The following is a 16,527-nucleotide window of genomic DNA, read 5'->3' as shown; positions in this document are numbered from 1 at the left end:
CGCCGCCCTCGGAGACGGCGGGTTCACGCGGGGCTTCCCCAGAGTATTCAGCCCGGCGGGCGGGAGAGCCACTCCGGGAGGTCAACCCGTGGTCATCACACCCCACCCGCCCCGGGAAGGGCGATCACGGTGTGACCGGACCACTGCGCGGGCACCGGGAGTGCGTCCACCACCAGGGCCCGTAGATCCTCCAGCTCGGCGGGGTCCACCCGGCCGACGCCGTCGCGTTCGGCGAACAGGTGGGTGACCCATTCGTCGGCGAGCGTCCCGGTCAGGTCGACGCCCGGCTCGGCCAGCACCATGGACGCCCCGACGCCGCCGGCGGCGATCACCTCCAGCAGCGCGAAGGGATGGTCCACCGCGCCCGTCCGGAAGGTGCGGGATTCGAAGGTCAGCTCCGATTCGCCGCGAATCCGGTCCACCAGGGCGGCCACCGCGTCGTAGCCCAGGGAGGCCCGCCCGGGGGCGGCGAAGGCCGTGTCGTCGCCGCGCAGGGCGCGGGTGCGGTGCGCGTAGGTGACCGGCCGCGCGGATTCGGCGGCGATCTCGGCGGCCACGCCCGGATCGTCGAGGGCCAGCCAGTCGAGGCCGGCGACCGCCATGGGCGTCCCGGTGGTGAGACCGACCTTCATATCCAGTCCGGCCGGGGGCAGCCGGTCGAGGGAGGCCAGCGGTATCGCGGCGGCACCGGCCTTGAGCACCGCCCAGGTGGCCACGGCCAGGTCGACGCCGCGGTCCAGGCGCAGGCCCACGCCCGTGCCGGGGCCGCAACCGCGCCCGATGAGGACGCGGGCCAGCCGGGAGGAGCGGGCGTCGAGGTCCTGGTAGGTGACGGTTTCGTCGCCGTGGACCAGGGCCGGGCCGTCCGGATCGTCCTCGACCGTGACCGACAGCGACTGCGGCAGCGCGGCGCCGTGGGCGGTGGTGGCGACCACCGGTATGGGGGCGGGCGCGGCCTGGACGCGGGAGCGTTCGGCCGAGTCCAGCAGATCGATATCGCCGACGGGCATGTGCGAGTCGGCGGCTACGGCGGCCAGCACCCGCAGCAGTCGCGCACCCAGCGCCTCGATGGTCGACTCGTCGAAAAGGTCGGTGGCGTAGGAGAAGACGACGGCCAGATCGCCGGGGGTGCCGTCGGCGGCGGGCGGGTGCGCCTCGACGCCGATCTGCAGATCGAACTTGGCGGCGGTCAGGTCGGCGTCCACGCCGGAGACGGTCAGCCCCGGCAGTTCGAGTTCGGCGACCTCGTTGTTCTGCAGGGCCAGCACCACTTGCAGCAGCGGACCCGCGCCGGAGGCGACCGCCTCCACCACCCGCTCGTAGGGCAGGTCCGCGTGCGCGAAGGCCGACAGATCGGTTTCGCGAGCCGCGGCGACCAGGTCGTCGAAGGAGGCGGCGGGGTCCACGGCGGTGCGCAGGGTGAGGGTGTTGACGAACATGCCGACCAAGCCGTCGAGCACCCGTTCGCCGCGGCCCGCGACCGCGGTGCCGATCACGATGTCCGAGCCGCCCGACTGCCGGGCCAGCAGCACGGCGAGGGCCGCGTGCACGACCATGAACAGCGACGCGTTGTGGCGGCGCGCGATGCGATTCAGTTCGGCGTGGATCTCGGCGGGCACCACGTAGTCGACCAGCGCGCCCCGCATGGACGGCGCGGCCGGGCGGGGCCGGTCCAGCGCCAGCGGCGGCCGCACCGGCAGGTCCGCGAGCTGTTCGCGCCAGTACGCCAATTGCGCTGCCGCGACGGAGTTCTCGTCGGTGTCGACGCCGATCATGGCGCGCTGCCAGAGCGCGAAATCGGCGTACTGCACCGGCAGCGGGGCCCAGCCGGGGGTTTCGCCCTCGGCGCGGGACAGGTAGGCGGTCATCAGGTCGCGGGCCAGCGGGGCGAAGGACGCGCCGTCGGCCGCGATGTGGTGGGCGACCAGGATCAGCAGGTAGTCGTCGGGCGCGTCACCGGCGAGCAGCCGCAGCCGCACCGGAACCTGCTGCGCCACATCGAATCCGGTGCCGACCAGCTGTTGCACGCACGCGCCGATATCGCCGGTGCGTTGCAGTTCGAGGCCGCCGGGTAGCGCCTCGGTGAGCGAGAGCACCTCCTGGTACGGCGCGCCGCCGGGCTCGGATTCCGGGTAGCGGGTGCGCAGGATCTCGTGCCGGGTCAGCACGTCCTCCGCTGCCAGGGTCAGCGCCTCGACATCGAGTGCGCCGGTGAGCCGGATGACCATGGGGATGTTGTAGGCCGCCGACTCCGGGTCGAGCTGGTTGAGCACCCACATGCGCTGCTGGGCCAGTGACAGCGGGATGCGGGCGGGCCGTTCCCCCGCCACCAGCGCGGGCCGGGTGCCCGCCGCCGCGCCCGGAACGATGCGGGCCGCCAGGCCGGAAACCGTTGGGGTCTCGAAGAGTTCGCGCACGGTGACGGTGCCCTCGAGGGCCTCGTTGACGCGGGAGACCGCGCGGGTGGCGATGAGGGAGTTGCCGCCGAGTTCGAAGAAGTCGTCGTCCGCGCCGACTCCGTCGACGCCCAGCAGGTCGGCGAAGACGCCCGCCACGATCTCCTCGATCGGGGTCGAGGGCGCGCGGAATCGGCGGGGCTGGATCAGCGGGGCGGGCAGCGCCCGGCGGTCCAGCTTGCCGGAGGCGTTGAGCGGGAAGGCTTCCATCACGGCGACCGCAGACGGCACCATGTAGGCCGGAAGCTGCTGCGCGACAGCCGTTTTCACCTCGGTCGGATCGACGTCGACGCCGGGTTCGCGAACCACGTAGCCGATCAGCTGGTCGCCGGTGACGGCATCGGACCGCACCACCACGACCGACTGCGCGACACCCGACTGAGCCAGCAGCGCGGCCTCGATCTCCCCCAGTTCGATGCGCAGGCCGCGCAGTTTCACCTGGAAGTCGGTGCGGCCCAGGTATTCGATCTCCCCGTCGGCGGTCCACTTCACCAGGTCGCCGGTGCGGTACATGCGCTCACCGTGGCCGAAGGGGTCGGCGACGAAGCGGTCGGCGGTCAGGTCCGGGCGGGCCACATACCCGATGGCCAGCTGGTCGCCGGCCAGGTACAGCTCGCCCGCGACGCCGGGCGCGACCGGCCGCAACCGCGAATCCAGCACGTAGAGGCGGGTATTGAAGACCGGCCGCCCGATCGGCACCGACACCGTGTCGGCGTCGGTCACCTCGTGATAGGTGACGTCGACCGCCGCCTCTGTCGGACCGTACAGGTTGTGTAGTCGCGCACCGGTGAGTTCCCGTAGTCGCTGCGCGGTGGGCGCGGGCAGCGCCTCGCCGGAGGCGAACACCTGACGGAGTCTGATTGCCCTCCGCTTCGCTCCGGGCGGGTTCGCGGCGCTGGAGGTCTCGTTCTTCCCTCCCTCCGCTCCTCCGCTGCGCTCCCCCGCTCCGCTCAGTCCAGAACCAGCGCTCCGCCACCCCGCGCTTGCGCCGCGAACCACCTGGTCATTCTCGCCCAGCGACGATAGGAACACCGTCAGCATGGACGGCACGAAATGCGCCGTGGTGACGCCTTGTTCGGCGATCACCTCGGCCAGGTACATGGGGTCCCGGTGCCCGTCCGGCCGGGCGACGACCAGGCGCGCGCCGGTCTGCAACGGCCAGAGGAACTCCCACACCGACACGTCGAAGGTGGCCGGGGTCTTCTGCAGCACCACGTCGGCGTAGGTCAGCCGGTACTGCGCCTGCATCCAGACCAGGCGGTTGACGATCGCCGCGTGGCTCACCGCGACGCCCTTGGGGCGACCGGTCGACCCCGAGGTGAAGATGACGTAGGCGGGATGTGCGGGCCGCAGGGGCCGCACCCGGTCGAACTCGCCGATCGGTTCGGCCGAGCGGTGCCGCGCCCGTTCCTCGGCGTCCTCGACCAGCACGGTGGACATGGCGTCCCCGCCGTCGAATTCGTCGGCGCGGGTAGTGAGCACCAGGCGCGGACGGGCGGTGTCGAGAATGTGGGCGATGCGATCGTGCGGCTGTTCGGGATCCAGCGGCACGTAGGCCGCGCCCGCCTCGGCGATGGCGTACATGGCCACCACCAGTTCGGTGGAGCGCCGGATGGCCAGGGCGACCAGGGTTTCCGGTCCGACGCCGTACTCGTCCACCAGTTCGCGGGCGAGACGGCGGGCGCGCTGGGCGAGCTCGCGGTAGGTGAGGCGTTCGCGCTCGAACACGAGCGCCACGGCATCGGGGGTACTCGCCACCTGCGCCTCGAACATCGAGACCAGGGTCGGCGCACTGCCGCGCGGCAGGCCGACTGCCGCGACCACATCGCAGTCGGTGGCGTTCCAGTCGGTGAGGACCCGGCGCTGTTCCTCCTCCGACAGCAGGGCCAGGTCGCCGACCGGAGCGGTGGGGTCGCCGCCCACCAGCTCGAGCACGCGGGCGAACCGGCGCGCGAAGGAGGCGACGGCAGCCTCGTCGAACAGGTCCAGCGCGTAGGAGAATTCGGCCGCCATGCCGGTGCCGTCACCGTGTTCGTCGACTCGTTCCTGCACGGTCAGTTGCAGGTCGAATTTGGCGAACGGCACCTCGAGGTCCGCGCCGGAGACGGTCAGGCCGGGCAGGCGCAGGTCGGCGGGCGCCAGGTTCTGGAACGACAGCATGACCTGGAACAGCGGGTTGCGGGCCTGCGAGCGGGCCGGTTCGAGCAGATCCACCAGTCGTTCGAAGGGCACGTCGGCGTTGCCGAAGGCGCGCAGGTCGGATTCGCGGACCCGGCCCAGCAGTTCGGTGAAGCCGAGCGCCGGGTCGACGTCGGTGCGCAGCACCAGGGTGTTGACGAACATGCCGATGAGGTCGTCGAGTTCGGCGTCGCCACGGCCCGCGACCGGGGTGCCCACGGCGATGTCGCGGGTGCCGGACAGCCGGGCCAGCAGCACCGCGAGCGCCGCGTGCACGACCATGAAGGTGGTGCCGTTGTGGGCGCGGGCCAGTCGCCGCACGCCCGCGTACACGTCGTCGGCCAGCTCGAAGCGGAAGGTGCCGCCGCGATAGGACGCGACCGGCGGGCGCGGGCGGTCCGCGGGCAGCACCAGTTCGTCGGGCAGTTCGGCGAGGGTGTCGCGCCAGAACGCGAGCTGCCGTGCGATGGCCGAGTTCTCGTCGTCCTCGCTGCCGAGCGCGGCCCGCTGCCAGAGCGTGTAGTCGGCGTACTGGACCGGCAGCGGCTGCCACCGCGGCGCGTCACCGGAGCTGCGGGAGACGTAGGCGGTCACCAGATCCCGCACCAGCGGTCCCATGGAGAACCCGTCGGCGGCGATGTGATGGACCACGCAGACCAGGACGTGCTCGTCCGGTCCCAGCCGCAGTACGCGCAGTCGCAGGGGCGGTTCGGCGGTGACGTCGAAGCCGGTGCCGCCGAGTTCCATGACCCGCGCGGTCAGGTCGGCGAGGTCGATGTCGTCGATCGGAAGTGCCGGGATCGCACGGGAATCGGTGAGGGCCAGCACCTGCTGGTAGCCCTCGCCGTCGACCTCCGGGTAGACGGTGCGCAGCACTTCGTGCCGTTCCACCAGGTCCCGCGCGGCGGCGCGCATGGCGTCCAGGTCGAGCGCGCCGGACAGCCGGACCGCGAGCGGGACATTATCGACCGCACTGGCGGGATCGAACCGGTTGAGGAACCACATGCGCTGCTGCGCGTAGGACAGCGGCACCCGGTCAGGGCGCGGCCCGGCGACCAGTGCGGGCGCGGCGTTCCCGATGGTGAGTTGGTCCTCGACCAGCCGGGCGAGCGCGGACACCGTGGAGGCGTCGAAGAGCACCCGGACCGGCACCCGCGCGTCGAGCGCGTTCCCGATGCGGGCCACGGCCTGCGCGGCCAGCAGCGAATTGCCGCCGAGTTCGAAGAAGTCGTCGTCGGCGCCGACCCGCACCGGGTCCGCGCCGGGCGGGGTGAGCAGGCCCGAGAAGATCTCGGCGATGGCCTGTTCCGCGGGTGTGGCCGGGGCCCGGAAGGCGCGGGCGGCGAAGACCGGTGCGGGCAGGCGGGCGCGGTCGACCTTGCCGACCGGGGTCAGCGGAATCTCGTCGAGGGCGACGATGGCCGCGGGAACCATGTAGGCGGGCAGCGATTCTCCCGCGAAGGCCGTCAGGGCCGCGACGTCCACGGTCGCGCCGGGGGTGGGGAGCACGTAGGTGACGAGGGCGGCGGCGCCGGTCGGCAGGGTGGCGCCGAGGGTGACGGCGAAGTCGACGTCCGGGTGCGCGGTCACCGCGCTGTCGATCTCCCCGAGTTCGATGCGCAGGCCGCGGATCTTGACCTGGAAGTCGGTGCGGCCGTGGTGTTCGAAGGTCCCGTCCTCGCGGCGGCGGACCAGGTCGCCGGTGCGGTAGAGCCGTTGCCCGGGTTCGCCGTAGGGGCTCGCGACGAAGCGTTCCGAGGTCAGCCCGGGCCGGTTCAGGTAGCCCATGGCGAGCGCCTGACCCGCCAGATACAGCTCGCCGATCACGCCGGGCGGCACCGGCCGCAGGCCCGCGTCCAGCACGTACGCGCCGATGCCGGGGAGCAGCGACCCGATGTGGGTGCCGCCGCCGGGCTGCAGCGCGTCGGTGGCGGTGGCGATGGCGGTGACCTCGCTCGGGCCGTACTCGATGAAGAACTCGCGATCGGGGGTGACCCAGCGGTCCACCAGCGCGGACGGCACCCGCTCGCCACCGCACATGACGGCCTGCAGGTCCTGCGGCACCGCCGGGTCCAGCGATTCCAGCACGGCCGGGGTGATGCAGAGGTGGGTGATGCGTTCGCGGCGTAGCAGTTCGGTCAGTTCCGGGCCGCCGAACACGTGCGGCGGCACCACCACCAGGGTCGCGCCCGCGCTGAACGCCCACAGCAGTTCGACGATGGAGAAGTCGAAGCTGGGGGTGATGAGCTGGGTGAGCCGCGAATCCTCGGTGATGCCACGGTGCTCCCGGCGGCCGGCCAGCACGGCCAGGCCCGCGTGGTCGATGGCCACGCCTTTGGGCTTGCCGGTGGATCCGGAGGTGTAGATGACGTAGGCCAGGTGCTGTTCGGTCAGCGGGCGGGTGCGGTCGGCGTAGGAGATGGGGTGCGAGGGCCGGGCGGCGACGCGTTCGGCGCGGGCCGGATCGTCGAGTTCGACCCAGTAGGCGGCGGTTCCGAGACCGCGGCGGTGGGCGGCCACGGTGACACCGAATTTCGCGCCGGAGTCGGTGAGCATGTGCTCGATCCGGTCGGCCGGATAGGTCGGGTCCACCGGCAGGTAGGCCGCGCCGGTCTTCACGATGGCCCACACCGCGAGCACCGATTCCACCGAGCGCGCGATGGCCATGGCCACCACGTCGCCGGGACCCACACCCAGCGCGATCAGTTCGCGAGCGACCTGCGAGGACCGCTCGTCGAGTTCGCGGTAGGTGAGCTCGACCAGGTCTGCGGGATCTCCGGTGGGGTTGAAACTGACGGCGACGGCGGTGGCGGAGGATTCGACCGCGGCGGTGAGCAATTGGCCGAAGAACGGGCTGCCGGAACGGCGTCGCCGACTACCACGGGCTGATCTGCGGGCAGTTTCCATACAGTTGTTCACCTCACAGATACAGCAATCCACACGCGTCGAAGATCTTCGACCAGTTCGAGCCGACAGAGCCTGCGCAGCCGGACGAACCGGCACAGCATAGCCGCGCGCGGCAGGTCCGACCGCTCGAACTGGAAGGACTATCGATGGCAGCGACACGGCGTTGCATGATGTGATCTGCGCCATAGCCATTCGCGATGGCTACCAACGGGGGCGGCGGGAGGTGAATTCCGCCGGCGCCGACGCGGTCCCGGGGGACCGCTCTGCACGAGGGCTACCGCGACGCAAACGCGGCAGCGGCGTCTCCGCTACTCCGGCGGCACCGTCCCATGGTCCGGCAGTACCGCCACGGTGGCGGTCTGTGCCCACGGCTCGGCGGCCGCGGTGGGGGCGTCGAGTACGACGGCCCGAAGATCCTCGAGCGGAGCCGGATCCAGCTCGCCGAGGCGATCGGCCTCGGCGAAGACGTGGGTGACCCACTCGTCGGCGAGTGCGTCCGACAGTTCCGTACCGGGCTCGGCGGGCACCAGCACCACCGACGCCCCGACCGCTCCGGCCGCGACCGCTTCGATCATGGCCAGCGCGGAATCCGCGGCGCCGTGATGGAAGGTGCGCGATTCGAAGGTGAGGTCCAGACCGCGGGCGCGGTCCACGGCGGCCGCCAGACCGTCGTAGGTGAGCGTCCCGTCCGCCGATGTGCGGGCCCGGTCGTCACCGCGCAGCGCCCGAATCCGGTTGGCGTAGGTGACCGGTCGCGCCGATTCGGCGGCGACCTCGGCCGCGGTCTCCGGATCGTCGAGCACCACCCAGTCGATGCCGCGCACGCCCTCGGGCGCGCGGCCGGCGGTGATGCCGACCTTCACGTCCTGGCCGGGCGTCTCGGCGGCGGCGAACGGCACCATCATGGTGCCCGCCTTGAGCACCGCCCAGATGGCGACCACCTGGTCCACGCCGCGGTCCAGGCGCAGCACCACTCCGGTGCCGGGTCCGCTGCCGCGGGCGATGAGCACCCGGGCCAGCCGCGAGGAGCGGGCGTCGAGTTCGGAGTAGGTGAGCGCCTCCTCGCCCCACACCAGCGCGGGGCCATCCGGGTCGTCCTCGGCGGCGGTGGTGAGCAGCTGGGACAGCGCCGCACCGCGCACGGCGAGCCCGGCCGGTTCCGGCGCGGACTGCGACATCGCCTGCACCGCAACCGATTCCGCGGCGTCGAGCAGTTCGATGTCGCCGACCGGCAGCTGCGGGTCGGCGGCGACGGCGGTGAGCATCCGTTCCAGCGCCCGGCCGAACGACGCCATCGAGAATTCCTCGAACAGCTCGGTGTCGTAGTTGAGGATGACGGCCAGTTCACCGGTGGCGCCGTCCACGCCGGGGCGCGGTTCGACGCTGATCTGCAGATCGAATTTGGCGGTGGCCAGGTCGGTGTCGACGGCGGCCACGGTCAGGCCCGGCAGTTCGAGCACCGGGGTCTCGGTGTTCTGCAGCGAAAGCACCACCTGGAGCAGCGGATTCGCGGTGGTGCGGGCGGTGAGCTCGGAGACCCGTTCGAACGGGATGTCCGCGTGCGCGAACGCCGACAGGTCGGTCTCGCGGGCCCGCTCGACCAGCTCGTCGAACGAGGCGGCCGGATCCACGTGGGTCCGCAGCGTCAGCGTGTTGACGAACATGCCGACCAGATCGTCGAGCGCGCGTTCGCCGCGGCCCGCGACGGCGGTACCGAGCACGACGTCGGTGCTGCCCGACAGCCGCGACAGCCAGGCCGCCACCGCCGCGTGCACCACCATGAACAGCGACGCGTTGTGCTGGCGCGCCAGGCGATTCAGGCCCGTGTGCACCTGCGGCGACAGCGTGAAGTCGAGCAGCGCGCCACGCATGGACGCCACCGCCGGGCGCGGCCGGTCCAGCGGCAGCATCGGGCGATCGGGCAGTCCGGCCAGCTGATCGCGCCAGAACGCGATCTGCGCGGCGGCCGCCGAATCGGCGTCGTCCTCGAGGCCGAGCGCGGCCCGCTGCCACACCGCGTAGTCCGCGTACTGCACCGCGAGCGGCTGCCAGGCCGGGGCCTCGCCCGCGGCGTGCGCCAGGTACGCGGTCATCAGGTCGCGGGCCAGCGGCGCCATGGAGGCGCCGTCGGCGGCGATGTGGTGGGCCACCAGGACCAGCAGGTAGTCGTCCGGGTCGTCGCCGGTGATCAGCCGGATCCGCACCGGAACCCGCTGCGCCACATCGAATCCGGTGCCGACCAGCGCGCCGATCCGGCCGCCGATGTCAGTGGACCGCTCCACCTCGAGACCGTGCGGCAGCACGTCGGCGACCGAGAGGATCTCCTGGAAGGCCGGCCCGCCCGGCGTGGTCTCCGGGTAGCGGGTGCGCAGCACCTCATGGCGGGTGAGCACGTCCTCGACGGCGTGGCGCAGGGCGGGCACATCGAGTGCGCCGGTGAGCCGGATGACCATCGGGATGTTGTAGACCGGGGAATCCGGGTCGAGCTGGTTGAGCACCCACATGCGCTGCTGCGCCAGCGACAGCGGGACGCGGGCGGGCCGCTCCCCCGCCACCAGCGCCGGCCGCGCCCCGGCGCCCGCGCCGGGCACGATGCGCGCGGCGAGCCCGGAAACCGTTGCGGTCTCGAAGATCTCGCGCACGGCCACGGTGGTGTCGAGAGCGGCGTTGATCCGCGCCACCGCCCGGGTGGCGATGAGCGAGTTGCCGCCCAGTTCGAAGAAGTCGTCGTCGGCGCCGACCCGGTCGGTGCCGAGCAGCTCGCCGAACACCCCGGCCACGATCTCCTCGATCGGGGTCGACGGGGCCCGGAAGCTCTTGGCCTCGAACACCGGGGCCGGAAGCGCCTTGCGGTCCAGCTTGCCGGAGGCGTTGAGCGGGAACTCCTCGAGCACCACGACGGCGTTGGGCACCATGTACGCCGGAAGCGACCGGGCCAGACCGGCTTTCAGCTCCTCGGGGGTGGTGTCGGCGGCGACGGCGTAGCCGACCAGCTGGTCGCCGGTGTGCGCGTCGGCGCGCACCAGGACCACCGACTGCGCGACGCCCGGCTGCGCCAGCAGCGCGGCCTCGATCTCGCCCAGTTCGATGCGCAGACCGCGCAGCTTCACCTGGAAGTCGGTGCGGCCCAGGTACTCCAGCTCGCCCTCGGCGGTCCATTTCACGAGATCGCCGGTGCGGTAGAGGCGTTCGCCCGTACCGAACGGGTCGGCGACGAAGCGGTCCGCGGTCAGGTCCGGGCGCTCGACATAGCCGCGCGCCAGCTGCACACCCGCCAGATACAGTTCGCCCGCGACCCCGGCCGGGACCGGGTTGAGGCGGGAATCCAGCACGTAGACACGGGTATTGAAGACCGGCCGCCCGATCGGCACCGACACCGTGTCGGCGTCGACGGCCTCGTGATAGGTGACGTCGACGGCCGCTTCGGTCGGGCCGTACAGGTTATGCAGACGCGCGCCGGTCAGCTCGCGTAACTGCCGCGCGGTCGGCGCGGGCAGCGCTTCACCGGAGGCGAACACCTGACGCAGGCGGTGCCCAATCTGCCCCTCCGCTTCGCTCCGGGGCGGGTTCGCGGCGCTGAAGGTCTCGCTCTTCCCTTCCTCCGCTCCTCCGCTGCGCTCCCCCGCTCCACTCGGTCCAGAACGAGCGCTCCGCCACCCCGCGCTTGCGCCGCGAACCAGTGCGCCGGTCTCGCCGAGGGCGGAGACGAACATCGACAGCATGGACGGCACGAAATGCGCGGTGGTGATGCGCTGTTCGGCGATGATCTGGGCCAGGTAGACCGGGTCGCGGTGGCCGTCGGGCTTGGCGATTACCAGGCGCGCACCGGTCTGCAAGGGCCAGAAGAACTCCCACACCGACACGTCGAACGTGGCCGGGGTCTTCTGCAACACAGCGTCTTCGGCGGTCAGCGCGTATTCGTGCTGCATCCACACCAGGCGGTTGACGATGGCGCGGTGCTCGACGGCGACGCCCTTGGGGCGGCCGGTCGAGCCGGACGTGAAGATGACGTAGGCGGTTTGCTCGGGGCGCAGCGGTCGTACGCGCTCGGCCTGGGTGATCGGCGCGCCGCTGAGGGCCCGCGCGGACGCCTCGGCCCGTTGGACCGACAGGGTAGCGACATCCCTTGCCCCGGCCTCGAATTCGTCCGCCTCGGCGATGAGCAGCAGACGCGGCCGCGCGGTGTCGAGGATGTGGCCGATGCGGTCGGCGGGCTGGTCCGGGTCCAGCGGCACGTAGGCCGCACCGGCCTGCAGCACCGCGTACATGGCCACGACCAGCTCGGTCGACCGCCGCAGGGCCAGGGCCACCAGCGATTCCGGCCCGACACCTTCGGCGATCAGCAGTCGCGCCAGACGGTTGGAGCGCTCCGCGAGCTCACGGTAGGTCAGCGTCTCGTCCGCGAAGACCAGTGCGACGGCGTCCGGGGTCGCCGCCACCTGGGCTTCGAACCGCGAAATCAGGGTCGCCGCAGCGCCTTCGGGCAATGTGGCCGCCACGTCGAAGCCGGTGGCGTTCCAGTCGGTCAGCACCCGCTGCCGTTCCCCGGCGGAGAACAGCGCCAGATCGCCGACCGGGGCGGCCGGGTCGGCGGTCAGCGCGGCCAGCACCCGCTGGAAGCGGTCGGCCAGTTCGGCGACCGTGGCGGCGTCGAAAAGGTCCATGGCGTAGGAGAACTCGGCGGCCATGCCGGTGGCGTCACCCCGCTCGTCGTGCGATTCCTGCAGCGTGAGCTGCAGGTCGAACTTGGCGAACGGGATCTCCAGGTCCGCGCCCGCCACCGTGAGGCCGGGCAGTTCCAGCCGGGTGGGGGCCATGTTCTGGAAGGTCAGCATGACCTGGAACAGCGGGTTGCGGGCCTGCGAGCGGGCCGGGTCCAGCAGTTCCACCAGGCGCTCGAACGGCACGTCGGCGTGGCCGAAGGCGCGCACGTCGTTCTCGCGCACCGCCGCCACCAGGTCGGTGAAGGAGGCGGCGGGGTCGATGTCGCTGCGCAGCACCAGCGTGTTGACGAACATGCCGATCAGGTCGTCGAGTTCGGCCTCGCCGCGCCCGGCCACCGGGGTGCCGATGGCGATGTCGCGGGTGCCGGAGAGCCGGGCCAGCAGCACCGCGAGCGCGGTGTGCACCACCATGAACAGCGTGGTGTTGTGGGTTTCGGCGAATCGGCGTGCGGCGGCGTAGATCTCGTCGTCGAGCCGGAAGTTGTGGTTGCCGCCGCGGTAGGAGGCGACCACGGGGCGCGGCCGATCCCAGGGCAGCACCAGCTCGTCGGGCAGGTCGGCGAGGTTCTCGCGCCAGTAGGCGATCTGGCGGGCCAGCGGCGAGTCCGGGTCGTCCTCGCTGCCCAGCGATTCCCGCTGCCACACCGCGTAATCGGCGTACTGCACCGGGAGCGGGGCCCACTGCGGAGCGGCCCCGTTCATGCGCTGCGCGTACGCGGTGACCAGGTCCCGGGCCAGCACGCCGATCGAGACGCCGTCGGCGGCGATGTGATAGATCGCGGCGACCAGCACGTGCTCGTCGGGCGCGAGGCGCAGCAGGCGCAGGCGCAGCGGCGGCGCGGCGGTGACGTCGAAGCCCGCGCCGACCACCTCGGCGACCCGGTCGGCGATCTCCGCGGCGTCGATCTCGGTGACCGGCAGTTCGGGCAGGGCCCGCGGGTCGGTGGCGGGCAGCACCTGCTGGAAGCCCTCGCCGTCGACCTCGGGGTAGATGGTGCGCAGCACCTCGTGGCGGGCGACCAGGTCCGCGGCGGCGGCGCGCATGGCGTCCACGTCGAGGGCGCCGGTGAGCCGCACCGCGAGGGGCATGTTGTCGACCGCGCTGTTCGGGTCGAAGCGGTTGAGGAACCACATGCGCTGCTGTGCGAAGGACAGCGGCACCCGGTTCGGGCGGGGCAGCGAGCCGAGCGCGGGCCCGGTGGCGGCCGAAGCCGTCTCACCCTCGAGGCGGCGCGCGAGTTCGGCCACGGTGGAGCCGTCGAACAGCACGTGCACCGGCACCCGCACGCCGAGGGCGGTGCCGATGCGGGCGGCGGCCTGGGCGGCGAGCAGCGAGTTGCCGCCGAGTTCGAAGAAGTCGTCGTCCGCACCGACCCGGGCGTCCGGATTGTCGGGAATCAGCAAGGCGGCGAACACTTCCGCGATGACTTCCTCGGCGCGGGTCGCCGGGGCGCGGAACTCGCGGGCCGCGAACACCGGCTCCGGCAGCGCATTCCGGTCCAGCTTGCCGACCGGGGTCAGCGGAATCTCGGCCAGCACCACGATGGCCGTGGGCACCATGTACGCGGGCAGCGACTCGCCGACGTGCGCGGCCAGCGCCGCGGTGTCCACGGTCACGCCCGGGCGGGGCAGCACGTACGAGACCAGCGCGGTCGCGCCCGACGGCAGCGCCCGGCCCAGGGTCGCGGCGAAATCCACGTCCGGGTGTGCGCTCAGGGCATTGTCGATCTCGCCCAATTCGATACGCAGACCGCGGATCTTGACCTGGAAGTCGGAGCGGCCCAGATATTCGATGACGCCCGGCTGCTCGGATTCGGCCGGATTGCGGCGCACCAGGTCACCGGTGCGGTACAGCCGCGAACCCGGGGATCCGGCGGCCTCGCCGAACGGGCTCACCACGAAACGCTCGGCGGTCAGGCCGGGACGGCCCTTATATCCCTGCGCCAGTGCGGGTCCCGACAGGTACAGCTCGCCGACCACGCCGTCCGGCACCGGCCGCAGCCGCGAATCCAGCACGTACGCACCGACACCCGCGATGGCGGCGCCGATGGTGATGGGCTCGCCCGGCAGCAGCGGGGCGCTGGAGGTGGCGAGAATGGTCGCCTCGGTGGGGCCGTAGCCGTTGAAGAAGGAGCGCTGATCAGTCGCCCAGCGCGACACCAGTTCCGGGCCGAACTTGTCACCGGCCACCACGACGGTGGTCAGCTCGCTGAGCCCGGCCGGATCCACCGATTCCAGCGCGCCGGGCGTGATGAAGACGTGGGTGACGCTCTCGCGGTCCAGCAGGTCGGCCAGTTCCACACCGCCGAAGACACCGGCGGGCGCGATGACGAGGGTCGCACCCGCGGTGAAGGTCAGCAGCAGTTCCAGCACCGAGACGTCGAAGCTGGGAGAACAGACGTGCAGCACCCGCGAATCCGCGGAGACCGCGTAGTGCTCACGCTCGGCGGCCACCAGTCCGGCCAGGCCGGTGTGGGTGACCACCACGCCCTTGGGCTTGCCGGTGGAACCGGAGGTGTAGATGACGTACGCGGGGTGCTGCTCGGTGAGTGTGCCCACCCGGTCGGCGTAGGAGATCGGGTGGTCCGGGTGCGCGGCGATGCGCTGCGTCTGCGCCGGATCGTCGAGTTCGATCCAGGTGGCGGCGTCGCCCAGGCCCGCGCGGTACTCCCGGGTGGTCAGGCCCAGCACCGCGCCGGAGTCGGTGAGCAGGTGTTCGATGCGGTCGGCCGGATACGCGGGGTCGACCGGCACATAGGCCGCGCCGGTCTTGGCGATGGCCCAGACCGCCAGCACGGATTCGATCGAGCGGGTGATGCCGATGGCGACCATGTCGCCCGGGCCGACCCCGCGGGCGATCAGTTCCCGGGCCAGCTGCGAGGAGCGCGCGTCCAGCTCGCGGTAACTGATCTCGCGCTGAGCGGCCGGATCCCCGGTCGGGTTGAAGCGGATGGCGATGGCGTCACCGGCGGATTCGACCGCCGCGGTGAGCAACTGCCCGAAGAGTGGGCTGCCGGACCGACGCCGACGAGTACCGCGAGCTGTACGGCGGGCAGTATCCATACGCGTGCATTCACCTCTCGGGTTGGTCTTTTCCGCAGCCGAAGACACTCGGCGGACCCACGAAAACTGACGTCTGTTCCCGGGACGTCAAAAGGTCAGCGGACGGAAACAATCATATCGATGCTCGCGAACTGCCTCGAGCTGCCATGCATGATGAATATCGCTGACCAGCGAGAAGTGTTGCTATGAGGTGACTTGCGCCACAGACCCCTAGAGCCAGCCGCGGCGTGTCGCCTGCACTCCGGCCTGGAAACGGGTGCTGGCGCCCAGCCGCTCGAGCAGACTCGCGGTGCGGCGCACCACCGTTCGACGCGACAGGCCCAGCCGGCGCGCGATGGTGTCGTCGGTCGCGCCCATGCTCATCAGGGTGAGGATGGCCTTGTCCCGATCGTCGAGCGCCTCGGACGGGTTCACCGAGATCGGCGTGGCGGTCAGCCACAGCGCGTCGAAGGTCTTGACCAGCAGGTCCAAGGTGGGCGACGGGCCGACGCGGACGCCCATGGGGTCGCCGCGGCGCTCGTCGGTGTGCAGCACCAGCACGGCGCGCCGATCGTCGGCGACGATCAGCTTCATCGGCGGGTCGGCGAGCGTGCGCGCCTGCGCGCCAACGGCGTTGGTGGCCAGCACGTGGCGCAGCCGCTCCGGATCCTGGTAGATGGTCTCCTGGTACAGGGTCCGGTAGTCGATGCCGGCCGCGATGCGCGAGGTCTTGAGCTCGAACATCCGCTCCTCGGTCTCCACATCGGAGAGGAACGGGCCGCGTTCCACCACCTTCACGGTGGCGTGCGCGGTGTGCTGCAGGTCCTCGAAGTCGGCCAGCAGCTGGCGGCGCTCGTAGACGGCCACCACCGCACCGTCGGCGTCGGTGGTGCGACGCACCGAGCGGAAGGTCTCCCCCAGGCGCGCGGCGGCCGACTGCATGCGCAGCATGTCCTGATTACGGCGGCGAGTCTCGGCCTCCGACAAGGCTTCCGGGGCGTGCGCGTCGAAGCGCACCACGCCGTTGCCGTCGGTGAGCCGGACCACGGCCTCGAGCTGGCACAGCGCCTCCAGCGCGGACTCGGCCACGCGGGGCGGCACGGTCAGCCGCTCGGCCACCTCGAGCGCGGTCGAACGCGGGTGCTGAACCAGCACCGCGTAGGAACGGCCGTGCACGGAGGCAGGGTCGAAGAGTTCGTCCAGTGTCGTCACCGCACCCA

General features: G+C 71.7%; 3 protein-coding genes. All 3 read right to left on the bottom strand.

The window, feature by feature from the left end; all coding sequences use genetic code 11:
* Window positions 1–95: 95 nt before the first annotated feature.
* The 3 genes from ACFYTS_RS35195 to ACFYTS_RS35185 all read right to left on the bottom strand — a co-directional run bounded on the left by ACFYTS_RS35195 (window position 96) and on the right by ACFYTS_RS35185 (window position 16,519).
* A complete protein-coding gene (locus tag ACFYTS_RS35195; RefSeq protein ID WP_387309563.1) occupies window positions 96–7,541 on the bottom strand; it encodes an amino acid adenylation domain-containing protein in 7,446 nt (2,481 codons plus the stop codon).
* Between the two features lie 308 nt (window positions 7,542–7,849).
* On the bottom strand, window positions 7,850–15,328 hold the full coding sequence (locus tag ACFYTS_RS35190; protein ID WP_387309562.1) for an amino acid adenylation domain-containing protein: 7,479 nt from the start codon (window positions 15,326–15,328) through the stop codon (window positions 7,850–7,852).
* Window positions 15,329–15,538: 210 nt separating this feature from the next.
* On the bottom strand, window positions 15,539–16,519 hold the full coding sequence (locus ACFYTS_RS35185; protein ID WP_357285031.1) for a helix-turn-helix transcriptional regulator: 981 nt from the start codon (window positions 16,517–16,519) through the stop codon (window positions 15,539–15,541).
* Window positions 16,520–16,527: the final 8 nt, after the last annotated feature.

The organism is Nocardia sp. NPDC004151 (assembly GCF_042874235.1).
Classification (GTDB): Bacteria; Actinomycetota; Actinomycetes; order Mycobacteriales; family Mycobacteriaceae; genus Nocardia.
The sequence above is the reverse complement of the archived record's forward strand: the minus strand, read 5'-3'. Positions and strand labels throughout refer to the sequence as shown.

Excerpts from the sequence above, each read along its gene's own strand:
- ACFYTS_RS35190 (WP_387309562.1), bottom strand. The coding sequence starts at position 15,328 with ATGGATACTGCCCGCCGTACAGCTCGCGGTACTCGTCGGCGTCGGTCC.
- ACFYTS_RS35195 (WP_387309563.1), bottom strand. The coding sequence starts at position 7,541 with ATGGAAACTGCCCGCAGATCAGCCCGTGGTAGTCGGCGACGCCGTTCC.